Origin of the sequence: Burkholderia sp. AU45274 (assembly GCF_030482505.1) — a bacterium.
Taxonomy (GTDB): domain Bacteria; phylum Pseudomonadota; class Gammaproteobacteria; order Burkholderiales; family Burkholderiaceae; genus Burkholderia.
The window spans coordinates 652377-671924 of the sequence record NZ_JAUJQE010000002.1; the positions used below are offsets into that span (position 1 = coordinate 652377).

Annotated in this window: 16 protein-coding genes; 2 read left to right on the forward strand and 14 right to left on the reverse strand. The window is 67.9% G+C overall.

The features are described 5' to 3' along the window. Nucleotides 1-183: 183 nt before the first annotated feature. The 7 genes from QZM35_RS11735 to QZM35_RS11765 all read right to left on the reverse strand — a co-directional run bounded on the left by QZM35_RS11735 (nt 184) and on the right by QZM35_RS11765 (nt 6990). Nucleotides 184-1221 (reverse strand): ABC transporter substrate-binding protein, encoded by a 1038-nt coding sequence (locus tag QZM35_RS11735; RefSeq protein WP_301775952.1) that lies wholly within the window; start codon nt 1219-1221, stop codon nt 184-186. Then, nucleotides 1218-2021, reverse strand: a complete 804-nt coding sequence (gene fhuF / locus QZM35_RS11740) for a siderophore-iron reductase FhuF (protein WP_089425383.1) — start codon at nt 2019-2021, stop codon at nt 1218-1220. The genes QZM35_RS11735 and fhuF overlap by 4 nt, the downstream gene beginning before the upstream one ends. After that, entirely contained in the window at nt 2018-4108 is a 2091-nt protein-coding gene (fhuB, locus tag QZM35_RS11745; RefSeq protein WP_301775953.1) for a Fe(3+)-hydroxamate ABC transporter permease FhuB, read from the reverse strand. Before fhuB ends, fhuF begins: the two co-directional genes overlap by 4 nt. Next, a complete protein-coding gene (locus tag QZM35_RS11750; protein ID WP_089431057.1) occupies nt 4105-4953 on the reverse strand; it encodes an ABC transporter ATP-binding protein in 849 nt (282 codons plus the stop codon). The genes fhuB and QZM35_RS11750 overlap by 4 nt, the downstream gene beginning before the upstream one ends. Continuing rightward, complete coding sequence (locus tag QZM35_RS11755) at nt 4953-5960, reverse strand: TauD/TfdA family dioxygenase (protein WP_089425380.1); 1008 nt, start codon at nt 5958-5960, stop codon at nt 4953-4955. The genes QZM35_RS11750 and QZM35_RS11755 overlap by 1 nt, the downstream gene beginning before the upstream one ends. A gap of 44 nt (nt 5961-6004) precedes the next feature. Continuing rightward, the gene (locus tag QZM35_RS11760; RefSeq protein WP_301775954.1) at nt 6005-6247 is read right to left on the reverse strand and encodes an MbtH family NRPS accessory protein; all 243 of its coding nucleotides are present in this window, start codon (nt 6245-6247) and stop codon (nt 6005-6007) included. Nucleotides 6248-6333: 86 nt separating this feature from the next. Beyond that, nucleotides 6334-6990 (reverse strand): RNA polymerase factor sigma-70, encoded by a 657-nt coding sequence (locus tag QZM35_RS11765; protein WP_089425379.1) that lies wholly within the window; start codon nt 6988-6990, stop codon nt 6334-6336. Between the two features lie 320 nt (nt 6991-7310). On the opposite strand from QZM35_RS11765, the gene QZM35_RS11770 reads away from it, so the two are divergent. Further along, complete coding sequence (locus QZM35_RS11770) at nt 7311-7550, forward strand: hypothetical protein (RefSeq protein ID WP_046545673.1); 240 nt, start codon at nt 7311-7313, stop codon at nt 7548-7550. A 47-nt stretch (nt 7551-7597) separates the two neighbouring features. Continuing rightward, nucleotides 7598-7735, forward strand: coding sequence for an HHHH-motif protein (locus QZM35_RS11775; RefSeq protein WP_163008971.1), 138 nt, complete (start codon nt 7598-7600; stop codon nt 7733-7735). Between the two features lie 65 nt (nt 7736-7800). Here the strand turns inward: QZM35_RS11775 and QZM35_RS11780 are convergent, their stop codons facing one another. The 7 genes from QZM35_RS11780 to QZM35_RS11810 all read right to left on the reverse strand — a co-directional run bounded on the left by QZM35_RS11780 (nt 7801) and on the right by QZM35_RS11810 (nt 19528). Continuing rightward, nucleotides 7801-9111 (reverse strand): calcium-binding protein, encoded by a 1311-nt coding sequence (locus tag QZM35_RS11780; protein ID WP_254600238.1) that lies wholly within the window; start codon nt 9109-9111, stop codon nt 7801-7803. Between the two features lie 114 nt (nt 9112-9225). Further along, on the reverse strand, nt 9226-10251 hold the full coding sequence (locus QZM35_RS11785) for a fimbrial protein (RefSeq protein ID WP_089425377.1): 1026 nt from the start codon (nt 10249-10251) through the stop codon (nt 9226-9228). Continuing rightward, nucleotides 10248-10994: a molecular chaperone gene (locus QZM35_RS11790; protein ID WP_089425920.1), complete on the reverse strand. Its 747-nt coding sequence runs from the start codon at nt 10992-10994 to the stop codon at nt 10248-10250. Before QZM35_RS11790 ends, QZM35_RS11785 begins: the two co-directional genes overlap by 4 nt. Nucleotides 10995-11010: 16 nt before the next feature. Then, nucleotides 11011-13464, reverse strand: coding sequence for a fimbria/pilus outer membrane usher protein (locus QZM35_RS11795; protein ID WP_089425376.1), 2454 nt, complete (start codon nt 13462-13464; stop codon nt 11011-11013). Between the two features lie 118 nt (nt 13465-13582). Beyond that, nucleotides 13583-14095, reverse strand: a complete 513-nt coding sequence (locus QZM35_RS11800) for a fimbrial protein (RefSeq protein ID WP_089425375.1) — start codon at nt 14093-14095, stop codon at nt 13583-13585. A gap of 838 nt (nt 14096-14933) precedes the next feature. Further along, the gene (locus QZM35_RS11805) at nt 14934-16391 is read right to left on the reverse strand and encodes an efflux transporter outer membrane subunit (RefSeq protein WP_301776059.1); all 1458 of its coding nucleotides are present in this window, start codon (nt 16389-16391) and stop codon (nt 14934-14936) included. After that, nucleotides 16391-19528: a multidrug efflux RND transporter permease subunit gene (locus QZM35_RS11810; RefSeq protein WP_174974545.1), complete on the reverse strand. Its 3138-nt coding sequence runs from the start codon at nt 19526-19528 to the stop codon at nt 16391-16393. Before QZM35_RS11810 ends, QZM35_RS11805 begins: the two co-directional genes overlap by 1 nt. Between the last annotated feature and the right edge of the window lie 20 nt (nt 19529-19548).

The following is a 19548-nucleotide window of genomic DNA, read 5'->3' on the forward strand; positions in this document are numbered from 1 at the left end:
CGCACATGCAGCGGCCGCCGTCGGCGAGTATGCCACCCGACCGAAGCGCATCACATCGAGCGCGACCGCCGGCCACGCGACCGGGTCGACCCGGATCGCCGCGCGGCGCGCGCAGGCCGACCGCAACGCCCTGCCCGTCCAAGTCGAAGCGGCGTCATCCGCCGATCGAGGAGCGCCGCGCACTCAACGCACGGCCGGCAGCTTCAGCATCGTGTCGGTCATCACGTCGGCCAGCTTCAGCGCCGACATCGGGCCGCCAAACCCCCAGATATTGCGTTCGATGAGCGCGATCCGGTGTTCCTTCATCGCGGGAACGAAGCGCCACACCGGCGAATCGAGTTTCGCGGATAGCGGCACGTCCATCCCCGACGCGGTCACGAACAGCACGGCCAGCTCGCGCTGCCTGAGTAAATCGGCCGACGTCACGTACAGCGTGCCTTCCCGCGTCGGCTTCTTCGGCCACGGATCGAGCCCGAGCGCCCGCGCGAGCCCCGCTGACGTGCTGTTGCCGGTATAGGCCCAGTAGCGGTCGGGCAAGCCGAGATCCTGCAGCAGCGCGACGCGCTCGCCCTTGCGGCCCGCGGCCGCGAGCCGCGCCGCATTGCGTGCGATGCCCGCATCGAGCTGCGCATCGACCGCCTGCGCGCGCGCGTCGCGCCCTGTCACCGCACCGATCGTCCGGAAGATCTGCCGCATCCAGTCGAGCTGCGTGACCGGCACGCCGCCATCGGACACATTCGGGCTGAACTGGAACAGGATCGTCGGTGCGATCCGGTCGAGCGCGTCGAAGATCGGCGCATGGCGAAAACCGACGCCGATGATCAGGTCGGGCTTGACCGCCGCAATTGCTTCGAGGCCCGGCTCCTGGCGCGACCCGATGTCGGTCACGTTCGCGAGCCGGTCGCTTTGGTATCCGAGCCAGCCCGGATAGAACGCGGTATCGGCCATCCCGACCGGCACGAGGTCGAGCGCGATCACGCTTTCCGCGAACATGAAGTCGAGCGCGACCACGCGCTGCGGGCGCACCGGCATCATCGTGCTCGCCTGCGACACGACGGGGTTACCGGCCAGCGACACCGCCCCCGGCGCACGCGCGCCCTGCTCGCGATGGGCATCGAGGGGCGCGGCAACCGCGCCGGACGATGCGGCAAACGCACCGCAGCACGCGGCGCCGAGCGCCGCGAGTGCGCCGAGCGCGTGCCGGCGGCCGGCGTCCATCACCGGATCGCGTCCTGCCCGGCCAGCGCCGCGTCGTCCATCGTCAGTAGCAGGGGGCAGCTTCCACACAGTTGCGTTTCTCCAGGAATTTCATAGCGCAGGCAGCACACGCGGCGCGCGCGAAACGGCGTCGGCAGCAGCGCCGAGCGCGGCACGGTATCGCGCACGGGCACGCGCAGCGGATTCGGCTCGCCGTGCACGCAGCGCGAGCCGAACAGCCAGTCCGCATCGCGGACGGGATCGGCCGCGCATGGCAGCGCACGATACGTATCGAGCAGATAGTCGAGCAGGTTGCCCGCGTTGCTCCACAGCACGCGCGGCGTGACGCGGCCCATTGCCGCGAGCAGGTCGATCACCGCGCCGAGATGCGCGACGAGCCCCGCATAGCGGGGCGCCGGGTCGTCGCACGGCGCGCCGAGCGCATCGTGCGGGACGTACAGCGCGGCGGGCATCCCGTCGTCGAGCGCGACGAATGTGCGCTCGGGCGACATGTCGAGCGGCCGGCCGAGCGTCAGCGCGGCGACGACGCCGGCCGGCGCCGCGCGACCGAAATAGTATTTGCTCCATTGCGACATCAGCGCGCGTGCATGCTGCGCCGGATCGCCGCCGTAATGGCCGACCATCGCGTCGAGGATTGCCTCGCGGTGATCGGGCAGCGTGCTGACGGGTACGACGATCCGGCCCGGCGCATCGTGCGCGTCGTCCGGCATGCCGAGCCAGACGACGTCGAGGTGTTCGGCGAACGGTTCGGGCGCGAACGCCGAGAAGCGCGTGGCGCGCGCGCCGTCGAGCGCGGGCGTCATCGCCCTGCGCGCCGGGCGCGGCGCCCCTCGAGGGTCAGCAGCCCGAGCAGGTACGGCGCGCCGATCAGCGCGGTCAGCACGCCGGCCGGCACTTCGCGCGGCGCGACGACCGTACGCGCCGCGAGATCCGCCGCGCCGAGGATCAGCGCGCCGCACGCGGCCGCGAGCCACAGCCGCGTCCGGTGCCGGCGCGCGCCGAGCATCGTCGCGACGTGCGGCGCCATCAACCCGATGAAACCGACCGGCCCGACCGCCGCGACGGCCGCGCACGCGGCGAGCGTCGCGATCGTCAGTGCGAGCGGCCGGAGTGCCGCCACCGGCAGGCCGAGCGCGGCGGCCTGGTCGTCGCCGAGCGCGAGCATGTCGAGCGGTTTCGCGAGCCATGCGAACACGGGCACCGCGAGCACGCACCACGGCAGCAGCATCGACACTTCGCCCCAGCTCCGCCCATAGGTACCGCCGACGAGCCATACGACGAAGCGCGCGGGCTGCACGCTTTCCTGCGTGATCAGCCATTGCGCGAGCGTGGTCCACAGCGCGCCGATCACGATGCCCGTCAGCGCCACCGCGAGCGGCGCATAGCGATGCCGGTGATTCAACGCGAGCGTGACCGCGAGCGACAGCCCGCCGCCGATCAGCGCGGCCGCCGCGAGCGTCACATGACCCATCAGCGGCCACGTCGACAACGCGAACAGCGTGACGAGCCCCGCGCCCTGCGTGACGCCGAGCACTTCGGGGCCCGCGAGCGGATTGCGCACGACGCTTTGCATCGCGACGCCGCTCACCGCCAGCAACGCGCCGGCAAGCAGCGCGCACAACAGGCGCGGCATGCGCAGGTCGATCAGCATCCGCGCGAGCGCATCGTGGCCGGACAGCGCAGCGGACCAGCGCGCGATCGACAGCCACTCGGGGCCGGCCGACACGCCGACGAACACGATCAGCACGCCCGCCGCGACGAACAGGGCCGTGCGCAGCGGCCAGCCGAGCCGTTCGAGCCAGCCGACGAGCCGCGTCGAACCGCTGCCCGACGCGCGTTCGGCATCCGCGTGCAGCACGCCCGACCACGCGGCACCGCGCCGGATCATCGCGAGCATCAGCGGTGTGCCGACCAGCGCGATCGCGACGCCGGTCGACAGCGTCGCGTCGAGACCCGACGCGAGCACCGCACTGTCGGTGACGAGCACGAGCGCACCGCCCGCGAGCGCCGACAGCGGCACCAGCACGCCGAGCCGCGCGGCGCGCGCGCCGCGCACCTGGCGCAGCAGGTTCGGCGCGACGAGGCCGACATACGACAGCGGGCCCGCGATACTGACCGCCACGCTCGTGAACGCGACCGCGACGATCGTCGCGGCGAGCCGCGTCGCGTCGACGCGCACGCCGGCCGCCGCCGCCGCATCGTCGCCGAGCGTGAGCGGATTCAGCGGCCGGATCACGAACGGCAACGCGACGAGCGGCACGACGAGCCAGCGCGCGGCGAGCGCGAGGCCCGTCGCGCCCGGCTGGTAGAGGCTGCCGTTGGTCCACAGCGCGGCGCCCGCGATGTTCTGCTCGAAGAACGCGAGCACGAGCGTCGACAGCGCCGCGAACAGCAGCATGCACACGCTGCCGGCGAGCACGAGGCGCAACGGCGTCGCGCGCCAGCCGCCGGCCGCGACGATCGCGCAGCCGGCCGCGGCCAGCCCGCAGACGAACAACAGCGGCACCGATGCGACACCCGCCAGCGCCGGCACGAGCATCGCCGCGAGCAGGCCGAGCTGGGCGCCGCCCGTCACGCCGAGCAGGTCGGGCGACGCGAGCGGATTGCGCGTGAGCGACTGGAACAGCGCGCCCGCGATGCCGAGGCAGCCGCCCGCGACGAGCGCGGCCGCGACGCGCGGCAGGTTGAGGTCGAACAGGAACACGTGCGCGAGCGCGGCGGCATCGCTGCCGGGCACGGCGCTCCACCACACGCGCAGATCGGGCGCGACGCGCAGCACCGCGAGCAGCGCGATCAACGTGACGAGGCCGAACGCGATCGCGCCGGCCCGGCCCGACGCCGTGCCCTTCCCCGCCGCCGCGAGGCGCTTGCGCATCGCGAACGTCGTCATACGGCGAGATCCCGATCGAAGACGCCGGCCGCCTGCGGCGCGCCGTCGGTCGTCGGCCCGTAGGCCGGCACGCACATCGGCGCGCCCGTCTGCGGATGCGAAAGCTTCAGCATCTCGACGCCGAACGCCGCGCGCAGCCGCGCCGGATCGAGCATCGCGTCGGGCGTGCCCTGCGCGACGAGGCGGCCCGCGCGCATCAGCACGATCTCGTCGCTGTACGCGGCCGCCTGGTTCAGGTCGTGCAGCACCCACACGATCGTCAGCCCGCGCGTGCGGTTCAGCGTGCGCAGCGCATCGAGGATGTCGAGCTGGTGATGGATGTCGAGATAGGTCGTCGGTTCGTCGAGCAGCACGATCGGCGCCTGCTGCGCGAGCGCCATCGCGATCCACGCGCGCTGGCGCTCGCCACCCGACAGCGCGCCGACGTCACGGTCCGCGTCGCCCGCGAGGCCGCTCGTCTCGAGCGCCTCGTCGATCGCCGCGTGATCGGCCCGCGACAGGCCGCGCAGGAAGCCGCCGTACGCATAGCGCCCGTACGCGACGAGCTCGCGCACGGTGAGGCCCGATGGAATCTGGTTGAACTGCGCGAGCATCGTCAGCTCGCGCGCGAGCGCGCGACGGCGAAACGCCGCGAGCGGCTGGCCGTTGACTTCGACATGGCCGGCACGTGCGGGCTGCAGGCCCGCGAGCGTGCGCAGCAGCGTGCTCTTGCCGCAGCCGTTCGGTCCGCACAGCGCGGTTACGCGGCCGGCCGCGATCGACAGGTCCAGCCCGTCGATCACGACATGGTCGCGATACCCTACCGACAGCCCGCGCGCGGCAAGCGCGGCGGTACTACGCGTCATCAATCCTCCGTTCGGCCGCGCGGGACCGTATAACTCTGCGCCATCGCGACGACGACCTTGCGCGGCCCCTCGAACGGGTCGCGCGCATGCGCGGTCAGCATGTTGTCGAGCATCAGCACGTCGCCCGTGCGCCACGGGAACACGATGCGCTGCTGGTCGAGCACGCCGCGGATCTCCGCGAGCGCGTCGGCTTCGAGCGGTTCGCCGTCGCCGTAATACACGTTGCGCGGCACGTTCTCGAGCCCGACCGCGTCGACGAGCGCTTCCTGCATGTCGTCGTCGAGCGCCGACAGGTGAAACAGGTTCGCCTGGTTGAACCACACGCGGTCACCCGTGCGCGGATGCCGCGCGACGGCCTGGCAGCGTTCGCGGGTGCGCAGCAGCAGCTCGCCGTCGTCGTCGGTGCGCCATGCGCATTCGATGCCGCGCGCCGCGCACATCCGCTCGACTTCGGCCGGCTCGTCGGTGCCGAACGACTGCTGCCACGGCAGGTCGAGCCCCTGCCCGAAATTGCGCACGTACAGCAGTTCACGTTTCTCGAAACGCGCAATCAACGCCGGATCGAGCGCGCGATAGACGGCGCGGCTGTCCGCGATCGGCGTCGCACCGCCCTTCGGCGCGGCGAGCGCGCAGTGGAACCAGATCCGCAGCGGCCATTCGCGCGTATACGACTGCTCGTTGTGCAGCGGAATCGCGCGGTGCGGCGGGTATTCGGTCGACGTGTAGACCGCGCCCTCGACCTGGCTGCGCGGCGTCGATGCGTATTCATAGCCGATCAGCGGATCGCCGAACGACGCCGCGAACTGCTGGAACGCGTCGATCGACGGCACGTGAAAACCCGTGAACAGCACGCCGCCCGCCCGTTCGAGCGTGTCGGCCGCGATCTCGCGCGCCAGCGGCGCGACGTCGTCGATCGACATGCCGTCACTGCCGCGCGGCGACACGACGGTGGGCAGCCCCGGCTCGATACGCAGGTCGTCGAGCGTCGGCAACGAAAGCAGGGTCATGCAACGTCCTCTTCAGGTGGCGCGCCGGATCACGGCGCAGCGGGTCACGACGCGCGCGATGCGCGCTCGCCGTCCATCGCGCGGCGCAGGCTCGCGGGGCGCATGTCGGTCCAGACGGTCTCGATGTGCGCGAGACAGTCGGCTTTCGGGCCGCTCACGCCGATCTCGCGCCAGCCGGCCGGCACGGGCCGGAACGTCGGCCAGATCGAATACTGTTCTTCGTCGTTGATGACGACCGCGTAGACGAGGTCATCGGTGTCGGCGGAAGGCGTCGTGGCTTGCGTCATGATCGGAAATCGCTGAGGCGGTTGAAGGTGGCGAAGCGGCGGTTTCGGCCGCTCCTGACTGATAGACGTTTGGCCGGCGCGGTTTTTTACCGGCGCCGTGCGCGGCCGCCCAGGAACACCGGGCACGCGACGCCGCGATGGCACGCGTCGAGGCATTCCGCGCAGTGGCGCTCCGCGTCGCGCACCATGAAATGCACGAGCGTCTGCGACACGTTCAGCGCGCGCGCCGCGGTCTGCAGCGTCTCCTCGCGCAGCCGCACCATCTCGAACGCCGCGCGGCTGCGCGCCGGCAGGTCGTCGAGCGCCGCCCACACGCGCCGCAGCGTGTCGCGCGTCAGCAGCGCGGCTTCCGGCGTCGGCTCGGGCGACGGCACGTCGAAGCCGTCGTCCTCTTCCGTGTGATAGACGTTCTCGAGGCTTTGCCGGCGGCACGCATCGATCGACGCATTGCGCACCATCCGCGTCACGTACGCGACCGGTTGGCGCACCGCGTCCTGGTTCGGAAATTCGACGAGCTTCACGAACACGTCGTGCACGACGTCCTCGGCGCGGCTCGCACAGCCGACGAAGCCGCGCGCGACATTGACGAGCATCGCCCGATGCGAGATCAGCACGTCCAGCAACGCACCCTGCGCACGGGGCTCCGCGGTGCGGCGCGCACGCGGCGGCCGGTCGGGATAACTGCCGAGGAACGGGTTTGCCGCTGCCGCCGCCGGTCGGTCGAGCACTTCCGCCATCGCCATCGATCTGCTCCGTCAAATTCCGAGATAGCGAAATTTAACGTAAACGCAAATCATTCTCAATACGATTACGAAATGACCCTTTCGGTTGTCAGGATTTGTCTGAACAATCGGCGGAATCGTTGGCGGGGCAGATGGGACGCATGCCGCCGGTCGTGGCAGGCGGCATCGACGTGTCTGTCCGGCGGATACGGCTGCCGCTGCTTTCACGGGGTTCCGACGAAACGCCTGGGGCGTCGTGTCATGCGCGGTAGCAACTTCTTACCACGTGAAATTTTGAGGGCCCGTACGATCGACGTGCCGTTTCCCCAGGGAGAACAAACATGAAATCCATCGTGCTATCCGCTGTCATGCTGGGCGCGCTGTCGAGCGTGATGCTCACCGGATGCGTCGCCTATCCGGGCCCGGCCGAAGTCACGATCGGCTGGCATGGCGATCGTTACTGGGACGGAAATCGCTACTGGGAGCGCCGCGACTGGGAGGCTCAGCATCGCGGCGGCCATGACGACCGCCGCGACGATCGCCGGGACGACCATCGCGACGATCAGCGGCCGCAGTGGTAACGCGCCGCCGCTCCCGTGACCCACTATTCAACGACAGGACCTCAAACATGAAGACGCTACTCAAGACCCTGACCGTCGCGGCGCTCGCCGCCGCCGTGCTCGTGCCGGCGATCGCCGAAGCCCATCCGCACCGCGTGTGTCACTTCGAGCATCACCATCACAAGGTTTGCCGCTGGGTGCGGTAAACGACACAAGGCGTCGGGGAACCGGCGCCTTGCTTCATCGCTTTACCTGATTGCGACCGTGATCGCTAGCGTGCGGCCGGCAGCAGCCGGCATTGCACCAGCCGCGCCGGGGTGACCGGCATGCGGCAGACATCTCGCTGCATCGCGGCGTTCGGCTTTGCCGCCAGCATGCGTGACATCGCCTTCGGCTGCGACGCCCGTACGCGCGATGCGTCCGCACCCGGGCTCGCCGGCCGCAATGCGCGCAGCGTCGCCGCATCGATGTGCACTTGCCAGAATTGCGGCCTCCCGTCGGGGTCGTCTTCGCGATAGCCCTGCCCCGTGATGGTCTGCCCATCAGGGCTCACGCCGATCACGCGGCTCAGATTCAGCGTGCCGGCCGACAGGCCGGCCGCTTCGAGCAACGCAACGAGGCTGCGCATGCCGCTTTGCGGCGTCCAGACGAAGACACGCGCGACACCGGTCTGCTCGTTGCTCGAGCCACCGATGACAATCTGCCCGTCCATACTGATCGACAACGCGTAGCTGCTGTCATCGCCTTCGAGAAAACCGAGCCGCTGGATGCTGTCGCCGCCGTTCGTCCACAGCACGGCTTCCGAATCGAGCCGTTGTCCATCCGGCGTGTCCACGAGAGTGCCGAGCGAGCCGGCGATCGTCCGTTCGTCTTCGGTCACGCCACGGGCCATATCCATTCTGGCCGCGCCCGCGTTGATCGTCGGCAACAGTCGTTCGCCGGTTCGTTCTGTCCAAAGGAGCGCGCGCGAACCATACACGCCGTCGACATTGCCGGCGAACCCGGTTGCAGCATTCCCGGACGAGGTCATCGCGAGCAGTTGCACGAGATAGTCGCCGCCCGGCGGCAACTCGCGGAAACCCCTCGGCTGGTCCCACATGAACCGTGCATTCCGGCCGCCTGTCGTCGTAAAACTGCCCGCCATCCTCGTGCCGGCGAGGTTCGCAACGTCGACCCTTGCGCCCCGGCCGGCCGTATCCGGAACGAGTTTCTGTGTGCGACCGTCGCCGGGCCATCGCACCGCCCATCGATCGAGGTTGCTGCTGTCCGCCTGGCGCGCGCTGATCGAGCCGCCGATTACCTGCCCATCGGCCGACACCGTCTGTGCCTGCGAGTCATAGGCGTTCGCCGGCGCGGCCAGCCGCTGCCAGCCCGTCGCGGCCGACCAAGAGAAGGCCATCGAGCCACCGGGCTGCGCTTCGCTCCAGTAGGAACCAATGATCGTCTTGCCGTCCGCACTGACGGCATTGCCGTTGTACTGCACGTCGCGCGGCCCGCCCAGGTCTCCAATCACCGTCAGCGAATAACCGCCGGCCGATACCGTCTGCGCGTGAACCGCGCTCATTGCCGACACGGCCAGCACGGCCGCGACGACACTGCGTCTCGGATGCATCCCCTTCTCCTCCGTCCGTACATCAATGAAAATTCAGTGCACGCAGCATGTTGCGCGGCGCACGCCGCTCACACCGCACCACGCTCAATACAGGAAAATCCGGATCGTGGCGGCTGCGTCAAACGGCCCGATCTTCGGTGGTCCGAACGACTTGAGCACCGCATCGAGCATCACGGTCTGATTCGCAACGTTGGCCGCAAACTGCGTGAGCGTGAACTGCTTGTTGAACTCGATCGCCTTGCCCTGACTATCCTCGAGGCCGATCCCGAAATTGCTGTTCGCTGCCGGCACCAGCAAACCGTTCTGTACGGTGCCCTTGGTCGCCTCGAAATAGCCGTCGACGCGAATCGGGATGCTGCATTTCTTCGTCAGCGACAACGAGAACCGCCGGCGCGGCACGGCCGGCAGGAAGCCATTGCCGGACGCCTGCACCTGACCGAAATTGACGATGCCGGGCTCGGGCGTCACCAGCACGTCGACGAGGCACGGTGTCGGCTTCAGGCGCGACAACCCGCTCAGCCGGTACTGAAAACTCGATCGGGCCGCGTTGAGGCCGTATTTGCCGTCGAACTGGAAGACCGCATAGATATCGTTCGGCGGCTGCATCCATTGACCCTTCTTGCGCACCACCACCTGATAGGTAATGCTGAGTGGCACCTTCTCGCAGCGCCCCCATGCAAAGTCCCGGGGCGAACACGGACCCACTTCGGTGGTGGTTTCCACGCGCGCGCCCAGCCCGCTACCCAGGCCGAAATAGTCCCGGCCACCATAGCGAATGCCGATTTCCAGTCCCCATGCGGCGGGATCCTGCATTCTCGGGTTCGCGTAGAAGTAAACCTTCTCGGAAAAGGCCAGTGCGTCCCCGCCGTAGTCCTTGTAGCAGTACCCCGTCGTCGTGCGCGGCGGCGATACCCAGATCACGTACCCGTCCTGCGCGTCCGTCGGATACGATGCGACGCCGCCGATCGGCTCGGTAAGCGAATCCGCGCCGCCGTCGCTCAGGCAGCGCAGCGCCCATGCCGGCTGCACCACCGCGATCAGCATCGCGAGCACGACCCAGCGCAGCCATGCCGCGAGCGGCGACAGGCGTTGTCTTGCGCCCCCGCTCATTTCTTCACGCTCTTGCAAGCCCCTGCCTCACACGCATACTCCACCGCCACCTGGCCACCGTAATCATCGACATGCGTGACGAACAGCGTCGACGGCGTCGCGGCCTTGAACGGCACGTCCGTCCTGCTCATCGGGCTCACCATCACCGGCTCCAGCGGCACGGGCGTCTTCTGCGCCCCCGAAGCCAGGTTGACGATCGTGATGTGATACGGCGTCGGATTGTCGAACACGAGCGTGTGCGCGGCCGAGTCGACCCGCAACGTCATCGGCAACGTCCAGTCCTCGTCACGCGCCGGCTGCACGGCCTTCGGGCGGTAGAACAGCTTCATCTGCGTATGCAGCGCGATCTGCAACGTGTTCGGCGTATCCGTCTTCGGCGGCACTTCGCGGATGTTCAGGTAGAACACCGTTTCGCGATCGGCCGGCAGCTCGGTGCCCGGCAGCTTCGCGATCCGCAGCACGTTGCGCTCGTTCGCCTCAACGCGCTGCAGCGGCGGCACGACCATCAGCGGCGACGTGATCTTGTTGCCCTTCGCGTCCTCGAGCCACGACTGCACGAGATACGGGTACGTCGCGCTCTTGTTGGTGATCGTGACGATCGCGGCCTGTTCGCCTTCGTTGAAGATCACGCGCGTGCGATCGGGCACGATCGCCGCCTGCGCGGCGCCTGCGAACAGCGCGCCGGCGGTCGCGAGCACGCACCATGCGCGCCGCGGAAAGGAAAGGGAGAAGGAATGTTTCATCGCGGGATCCGTGAATTCATCGTTCGACCCGTGCGGCCGCTGCATGCGACTCGCCGGGCGTCTGGCACGTCACCGGAATCGGCGTGCCTTCGAGTTGGAGCTGGTTCGGCAGCGTGTCGATCGTGCAGAGCGTGCGTTCGCCCGCACGCACCGCCAGCGTGGATTTCGGCTGAACCTGGGTCAGGAACGCCGCACCGCCCTCGCCGACGATGCCGAGTTCCTTGCCGTTCGCCACGTCCTGCACCGATGCACCGAACGGCAGCGGCTTGCCGGCCGGGTCGGTCAGCGTCAGGTACAGGTTGCTGCCGCGCGCGGCGGCAAACTTCACGAAGCCGATCGCGCCGTCGGTCAGCACCATGCGCTGGATCGGGTTCGTCACCTGCACTTCGAGCGGCAGCTTCTCGACGTTGACGGTCGCGTCGTACACGTTGTACGGCGAGATGCCGTCGAGCACCGCATAGCCGCGCGAATCGGTGTGCGAGAGCGTGCCGGACAGCGGCACGTCGGGCACGCCGTCGGTCGACACCAGCAGGCGCGTGTCGCCCGCATTGCCGTTCGCGTGCGCCGACACGCCGTATTGCGTCGCGACGAACGAACCGTCGACTTCGAGCGATGCCGCCGCATACGCATTGGCGAGCGTCGACGCCTGCGCGGTCAGCTGATACGCGGACGAGCGCTGGCGGTAGCTCGCGTTCGCCGATGCACGCCCGTCGGTCGCACCCGCGTTGACCTGGTAGGTACGGCCGTCCGGATCGTCGTAGATGTAGCCCGCGTTCACGCTCGTGCTGCCGCTGCCCGTCGTCAGGTTCGACGTGACGGTGTGACGGCCGCCGATCGGCAACGTCGCGGTGACCGAGACCTGGTTGCCGCTTGCACCGGCGCTCTGCGTGCGGAACGCCGACACGCTCACGTTCAGGTTGCGCAGCGTGCCGATCGAGAACGCCCGCGTGAGCGTGAGGCCGACGCGCTGCTCGTTCGCGCGTTCCCAGTAGGTCGTCTGGTCGTACGAGAAATAGGTCGAGGTATCGCCGAAACGCTTCGACAGCGTCGCCGAGTAGCGCTGCTTGCTGTTGGCGAGGCCGTACGCGGTCGGGTCGCCCGAGAACTGCGCGAAGTTCGTGTATTCGCGTTCGGAGAAGCGATAACCGAAGAAGCGCACGTCGGCATCGAGCCCGTCGAAGTGCTTCGAATAGTTGATGCGGTACGAGTTGCCGTTGCGCGTCGCGCCGTTCCACCACAGCTTCGCCCGCGCATGCGTGACGTCGGCCGACAGCGCGCCGAACGCGCCGAAATCGCGGCCCAGGCCGAGCGCGATCGACGTATAACCCGACGCGGCGATGAAGCCGCCGTACGCCGTGACGTCGAACGGCAGACCGTAGGCGATTTCACCAAAGCCGAAGAACGGCGTGATGCCGGCGCCGCCGAACTGGCGCGGCTTGCCGACGGCGGCCTTGTAGCGCAATTGCCCGGCGCGCGCGAGGAACGGCACGGCGGCCGTCGTCACCTGGAAGCGCTGCACGCTGCCGTCCTCTTCCTCGACCGCGACGTCGAGCGTGCCCTGCACGCTCGTATTGATGTTCTGCAGCGCGAAGGCGCCCGGCGACACGCGCGTCACGTACAACACGCGGCCTGCCTGCGACACGGTCACGGTCGCGTTGGTGCGCGCGACACCCGAGATCAGCGGCGCATAGCCGCGCAACGAAGGCGGCAGCATGCGATCGTCGCTGCGGATCGACGCGCCCGTCAACGCGAACGTGTCGAAGATGTCGGAAGTCAGGTAGTCGTCGCCGAACGTCACCGTCGACTGGATCGACGGCAACGCACGAAATGCGTAAAGCCGGCTGAAGCGGAACGTGCGGTCCGCGTAGGCCGTATTGCCCACGTTCGATTGCGCCTGGTAGTCGCCGCGAAAGCGCCATGCATCCCAGTTCGCGCCCACCGTCCCGTAGGCCTGGATCGAATTCGTCTGGCGGCCGCCCGTCCCGAAGTTGCGGTTCGTGTTCGCGATCACGCGATAGTCGAGCATCGCACCCGGAATCCCTTCGGACCAGCGCGACGGCGGCAGGTAGGTCGAATCGGTGAACTCGAGCGCGGCCTGCGGAATCGTGATCTTGAGCCGCCCGTCGCTTTTCACGTAGCGCACGGTCGCGCCCTCGATCGCGCCGAGGTCGACGCAACGTCCGCCCTGGAAGCGCGGCAGGTCCTTCAGGAGCGACGGCTTCAGCCCGAACTGCGCGACGAGTTCCGGCGGCAGGCACGGCTTGCCCGCCCCTGATGTATCGACGGCGATGAATTCGATCGCCTGCAGCCCGTAGAACAGGTCGTTGACCTGCACGTCGAGCATGTACTCGCCCGGCAGCGTGAAGTCCGCCTGCGAGAACTGCGACAGATCGACGTTGTTCGAACCGTCGATGTTCAGGAACGACGAATTGAATTCCGTCGCATGGCTCTGGCTGCCGACCACCAGCACGGAGACGCAAAGGAAGGAATGTCTGATTCGCACGCGGCGCTACCGGAAGTCCAGGAAGGGAGAAAAGGAGGAAAAGCGAACGAGGAAGGGTGCGCGCACCCTTCCCCGGCACGGCGGCTTACTGGTAGCGAACCGTGAAGTTCGCGACGCCTTCGGCGGTACCCGGCGTCACGCCGGCTGCGGTCGCTTCGTACATCGCAGCGAAGCGCGCGATGTTCGTGCCGTTCTGCAGCACGGTCGGCGCCTTTTGCTCGGCGCCGTTGTCGAGGTATTCACCCGACGCTGCCTGCAGGCGGATACCGACGTTGGTCGCCGAACCGATCGTCGCGAGCAGCTTCGGCTGGCCTGCGCTCGACGTGCCCGTGAACGTGAAGTACGCGTTCTGCGCGACGCTCGTGTCGCAGTCGGTCAGCTTGATGTCGAAGTTGGTCGGCGTGGACTTGTCGCCAGCCTGCTTGAACACGTTGGTCGGCACCTTGCCGAGGTTCACGGTCTGGTTGACCGAGCCCGAATCGATGCCGCATGCGCCCGCGACGATCTCGCCCGTGAAGTTGATCGTGCCGGTGCCCGCTGCGAAGGCCGAGGTCGACAGGGCCGCGAGTGCGACAGCGGTCAGGATGGATTTTTTCATGACGTTTCCCGTAAGGACTGCAAATGGAGTAGTTGACGTGGCGGACACAAACGGCAGCGCATGGTGGCTTCCGTCCGACACGAGGCGGCATTATCGAGATAATCGTGAAAGTTTTCTGTAAATCATTGTCAAATGCATCTGACAATGTCCGATTTACCCCTCTAAATCCACACTCTTTCCTGGCGATTTACAATCCTTCAACTTTTATCCGCAGTCCTTTTTTATTTTCCGGAAGCAATTGAAGATTAAGGAAATTTTCGATCGATAGCCGGAGCCGCCCCGCTCCACCTTGCTGGGATTGACTTCCGCGAAATCATCGTCGGAAAGGACAAAGCATTGTCCAATGCCGCCATCGTTGCAGAACGACAACGGCAATATCAAATCATTTTCAACAAACAGGAAATTAAACCGCGATTCAATCAATTCAATTTTTTCGCGCAAACGATTGCGGCAAGAATACAAACGTTTTACTGCGACACTTTGCCGCTCTCATTATTTCCAATATATTGATTAATTCGACCGTCAATTCCTGATCGTAAATCACATGCATGAGCGGTCGCCGGAACCCGTCGTCCGGTCCGTATCGCGGCAGCGCAGGAAGGAAAAATGGCCCGCACACGTTTGCGCGGAATCGCGACACGAGCGGTCGCACGACGAGGGCTGCCCCGGAACGCGCACGTGCGCGTTCCGGCAGGATGAAAACGTCCTGGCCAGCCTGTCAGTGAGGGGGAAGATATCGCCGGAACAGCGGTATGGATCGAAGAAAGCGGCAGCGGCACGTCGAAGCGTACCGCCGCCGTCATGCCGCCCGACGCGTTGTCGCGTCAGGCGACAGGCATCACGCGGATGCCGCGGCCTCCGCCGACGCCGGCGACCAGCCGCCGCCGAGCGCGCGATACAGCGTGATCGCATTCGCGAGCCTGAGTTGCTTGAGGCGGATCAGCTCCTGCCCCGACTCGTACGTGCTGCGCTGCGCGTCGAGCAGTTCCAGATACGTCGCGACACCGCCCGCGTAACGGCGCTCGGCGAGCTTCAATCGCGCACCGTCGGCCGCATACACGTCCTGTTGCGCGGCAAGCTGGCGATCGATCCAGTCGCGCGCGGCGAATGCATCGGCCACTTCGCGGAATGCGGTCTGCACCGTCTTCTCGTAATCGGCGACCGCGATGTGCTTGCGCGCGTTCGCGACGTCGAGGTTCGCCTGATTGCGGCCGCCCGCGAAGATCGGCAGCGTGAGGCGCGGCGCGAACGTCCACACGCTCGTGCCGCCGGCGAACAGGCTCGAGAACGCATCGCTGACCGAGCCGTAGTCGCTCGTCAGCGTGATGCGCGGGAAGAACGCCGCGCGCGCGGCGCCGATCTGCGCATTGGCGGCCTTGAGCCGTGCCTCTGCCTGCCGGATGTCCGGCCGCCGTTCGAGCAGCGCACTCGGTGCGCCGGGCGCGACGGGCGCGATCGACAGTGCGTCGAGCGCAGTGGTGTCATCCGGCACGTTGCGCGCGAAGTCGCCCGCGAGCAACTGCAGCGCCCGCACGGACTGCGCATGCTCGCGCTCCAGCGCGGCCTGCGACGCGCGCGCGGATGCCACCAGCATCTCGGCCGAGCGCAGCTCGATCGCGTCGCTCGTGCCGGCCGCATAACGCCGCTGCGTGAGCGCGGCCATGCGTTGGCGCGCATCCAGCGTGCGCTGCGCCAGCGCGAGTTGCTCGTGCAGCGAGCGCTCCGACACATACGCGCCGGCCACGTCGGCGATCACGCCGATGCGTACCGTGCGTTGCGCGTTGGCCGTCGCGAAATATTCGGCGAGCGCCGCGTCCGACAGGCTGCGCACGCGGCCGAACAGGTCGAGCTCGTACGCGCTGACGCCGACGCCCGCGCGATACAACCCGCTGATCGCGCTCTCGCGCACGACCGGGTCGTACTGGCGCGTACGGTCATAGCCCAGGTTCGCATCGACCGACGGCATCCGGTCCGCGCGCTGCACGCCGTACAGCGCGCGCGCTTCCTCGAGGCGGCCGGCCGCGACCCGCAGGTCGCGGTTGTTCGCGAGCGCCGCGTCGATCCACGCCTGCAGCGCGGCATCGGTAAAGTAGCTGCGCCAGTCGTCGAGCAGCGCGGCGTCGGCGGGCGACACCTCGGCCGCGGGCGCGGCACTGCCGTCGACCGGCGTATAAGTCGCCGGCACCGGCGCCGCCGGCCGCTCGTAACGCGGCGCGAGCGTGCAGCCGGCCAGCGCGAGCGCGGCGGCCAGCGCAACCTGGGCCCGCAGCGCGGCGCGTGCATTGAGCGCAAACATCATTGAGAACCCTCCATCGTCGCCGGCTGGGCCCCGCCGCGCCGGCGCGGGCCGACGTCGAACAGGCGGCCGACGATCACGAAAAACAGCGGGACGAGGAACACCGCGAGCACGGTCGCCGTGATCACGCCGCCCAGCACGCCGGTGCCGATCGCCATCTGCGCGCCGGACGCGGCGCCCGACGCGAACGCGAGCGGCAGCACGCCGACACCGAACGCGAGCGACGTCATCACGATCGGCCGCAGCCGCAGGCGCGCGGCCTCGAGCGCCGCGTCGACGAGCGACATGCGCTGCGCGACCAGGTCCTTCGCGACTTCGACGATCAGAATGGCGTTCTTCGCGGACAACCCGATCGTCGCGATCAGCCCCACCTTGAAGTAGATGTCGTTCGGCATCATCCGCAGCGTGACGCCGAGCACCGCGCCGATCACGCCGAGCGGCACGACCAGCATCACCGCGAACGGAATCGACCAGCTCTCGTAGAGCGCCGCGAGCGCGAGGAACACGACGAGCACCGACAGCGCGAACAGCATCGGCGCCTGCGCCCCCGACAGTCGCTCCTCGAACGACTGCCCCGACCACGAGAAGCCGGTGCCGGCCGGCAGCTTCCCGGCGAGCCGCTCGATCGCGGTCATCGCCTCGCCGCTGCTGTGGCCTGCCGCGGCCGAGCCGTTGATCGTGAACGACGGAAAGCCGTTGTAGCGCGTGAGCTGCGGCGGCCCGAGCGTCCAGTGCAGCGTCGCGAACGCCGCGAGCGGCACCATCTCGCCGCGCGTGTTGCGCACGCGCAGCTTCTTCACGTCGTCCGGATCGAGCCGGTGCAGCCCGTCGGCCTGAACGATCACGCGCCGCACCTGCGTGCCGTGCATGAAGTCGCCGATATAGTCGGAGCCGAACATCACCGCGAGCGTCGTGTTGATCTCGTCCATCGACACGCCGAGCGCGGACGCCTTCGCGCGATCGATGTCGAGCTTCAGCTGCGGCGCGTCCTGCGTGCCGGCGAACATCAGGTCGGTCAACGCCGGATCCTTGCGGCCCGTCTCGAGCAACTGCTCGCGCGCGGCGCTGAACGTCGCGTAGTCGAGCCCGCCGCGGTTCTGCAGCCGGAAGTCGAAGCCGCTCGACGAACCGAGATCGGGCAGCGCCGGCGAGTTCATCGCGAACACCGTCGTGTTCGGCGTGCTCGCGAAGCGCTCGTTGATGCGCGCGATGATCGCCTGCACGTGCGCGTCTTCGTTCTTGCGCTCCTTCCAGTTCTTCAGCGTGACGTAGATCATCCCGCCGTTCGGGCCTTCACCGTACAGGTTGAAGCCGCCGAGCGCGTACGTGAACGCGATCGGCTCATCGCGGCGGATGGCCGACTCGACTTCCCGCACGCTCTGCATCGTTTCCGCGAGCGGCGTGCCTTGCGGCCGGATCACCATCACCATGAAGTTGCCCTGGTCCTCGTCCGGCAGGAACGCGGTCGGCAGTTGCGTGAGCATCAGTGCCGCCGCGCCGGTCAGTGCACCGTAGACGACGAGCCAGCGCACCGGCTTCTTCAGCATCGCGCCGACGCGCGTCGCATAGCGCTGCGTCGCGTTCGCGACGAAGCGGTTGAACCAGCCGAAGAAGCCGCGCTTCTCGTGATGGTCGCCCGACACGGGCTTGAGCAGCGTCGCGCACAGCGCGGGCGTCAGCGACAGCGCAAGGAAGGCCGAGAAGCCGATCGACACCGCGAGCGACAGCGCGAACTGCCGGTAGATGTTGCCCACCGCGCCGCCGAAGAACGCCATCGGCAGGAACACCGACGTCAGCACCACGGTGATCCCGATGATCGCGCCGCTGATCTGCTTCATCGCCTTGACGGTCGCGTCGTAAGGCCCGAGCCGCTCCTCGACCATCAGCCGCTCGACGTTCTCGACCACGACGATCGCATCGTCGACGAGGATGCCGATCGCGAGCACCATCCCGAACATCGTCAGCACGTTGATCGAGAAACCGGCCGCATACATCACGCCGAACGTGCCCGCGAGCGCGACCGGCACGACGAGCGTCGGGATCAGCGTCGCACGCAGGTTCTGCATGAACAGGAACATCACGAGGAACACGAGCACGCCGGCCTCGATCAGCGTCGTGACGACCTTGTTCATCGATACGCGCACGAACGACGACGTCTCGAACGGGATCTGGTACTTCACGCCCGGCGGGAAATACGCGGACAGCTCGTCCATCGTCGCGCGCACGCGCTTCTCGGTGGAGACCGCGTTCGAGCCCGGCGCGAGCTTGATGCCCATCCCGGTCGCGACCTTGCCGTTCACGTACGACGGATAGTTGTAGTCGTTGCCGCCGAACTCGATGCGTGCGACGTCGCGCAGGTAAAGCGCGGCGCCGTCGGCCTGCGTGCGCAGCGCGATCGCGCCGAAATCGGCCGGCGTCTTCAGCGGCGCATCGGCGAGCACGGTCGCCGCGATCGGCGCGCTTTCCGGCACCGCGGCGCGGCCGATATCGCCGATCGTCACGCGCGCGTTGTGCGCACGCACGGCCGATGCGATATCCGACGCGGTGAGGCCGTGACCGGCCATCTTCACCGGGTCGGGCCAGATCCGCATCGCGTACTCGGTGCCCCAGACCTGCACCTTGCCGACGCCCTCGACGCGACGCAGCGCCTGCACGACGTTCGCCGACGCATATTCGCCGAGCTGCACGGCGGTCATCCGCCCGTCGTCGGACGTCAGCGACACCACGAGCTGGATGTTGTCGGCGGCTTTCTCGACCTGGATGCCGTCGCGTCGCACCGGTTCCGGCAGCCGCGCCTCGACCGTCTTCAGCCGGTTCTGCACTTCGACGGCCGCGAGATCGGCGTTCACCCCCTGCTTGAACGTCAGGTACAGCGACGCCATCCCGGCGCTGCTGGTGGCCGACGTGTACATCAGCCCCGGCGCGCCGTTCATTTCGCGCTCGATCAGCGCGGTCACCGATTCCTCGACGACCTGCGCGGACGCGCCCGGGTACGTCGCATAGAGGCTGACGACGGGCGGTGCGATGTCCGGGTACTGCGCAACGGGCAGCGCGCGGATCGCGAATGCGCCGCCCAGCATGATGAAAATTGCGATCACCCACGCGAAGACGGGGCGATCGATGAAGAAACGTGCCATGGTGGTGTGGTGTTGACCAG

Bases quoted from the DNA above. Each gene is read 5' to 3' on its own strand.
- QZM35_RS11755 (WP_089425380.1), bottom strand. From the start codon at position 5,960: ATGACCCTGCTTTCGTTGCCGACGCTCGACGACCTGCGTATCGAGCCG.
- QZM35_RS11750 (WP_089431057.1), bottom strand. From the start codon at position 4,953: ATGACGCGTAGTACCGCCGCGCTTGCCGCGCGCGGGCTGTCGGTAGGG.
- fhuF (WP_089425383.1), bottom strand. From the start codon at position 2,021: ATGACGCCCGCGCTCGACGGCGCGCGCGCCACGCGCTTCTCGGCGTTC.
- QZM35_RS11785 (WP_089425377.1), bottom strand. From the start codon at position 10,251: ATGAGCGGGGGCGCAAGACAACGCCTGTCGCCGCTCGCGGCATGGCTG.
- QZM35_RS11765 (WP_089425379.1), bottom strand. From the start codon at position 6,990: ATGGCGATGGCGGAAGTGCTCGACCGACCGGCGGCGGCAGCGGCAAAC.
- fhuB (WP_301775953.1), bottom strand. From the start codon at position 4,108: ATGACGACGTTCGCGATGCGCAAGCGCCTCGCGGCGGCGGGGAAGGGC.
- QZM35_RS11770 (WP_046545673.1), top strand. From the start codon at position 7,311: ATGAAATCCATCGTGCTATCCGCTGTCATGCTGGGCGCGCTGTCGAGC.
- QZM35_RS11775 (WP_163008971.1), top strand. From the start codon at position 7,598: ATGAAGACGCTACTCAAGACCCTGACCGTCGCGGCGCTCGCCGCCGCC.
- QZM35_RS11800 (WP_089425375.1), bottom strand. From the start codon at position 14,095: ATGAAAAAATCCATCCTGACCGCTGTCGCACTCGCGGCCCTGTCGACC.
- QZM35_RS11810 (WP_174974545.1), bottom strand. From the start codon at position 19,528: ATGGCACGTTTCTTCATCGATCGCCCCGTCTTCGCGTGGGTGATCGCA.
- QZM35_RS11790 (WP_089425920.1), bottom strand. From the start codon at position 10,994: ATGAAACATTCCTTCTCCCTTTCCTTTCCGCGGCGCGCATGGTGCGTG.
- QZM35_RS11760 (WP_301775954.1), bottom strand. From the start codon at position 6,247: ATGACGCAAGCCACGACGCCTTCCGCCGACACCGATGACCTCGTCTAC.
- QZM35_RS11805 (WP_301776059.1), bottom strand. From the start codon at position 16,391: ATGTTTGCGCTCAATGCACGCGCCGCGCTGCGGGCCCAGGTTGCGCTG.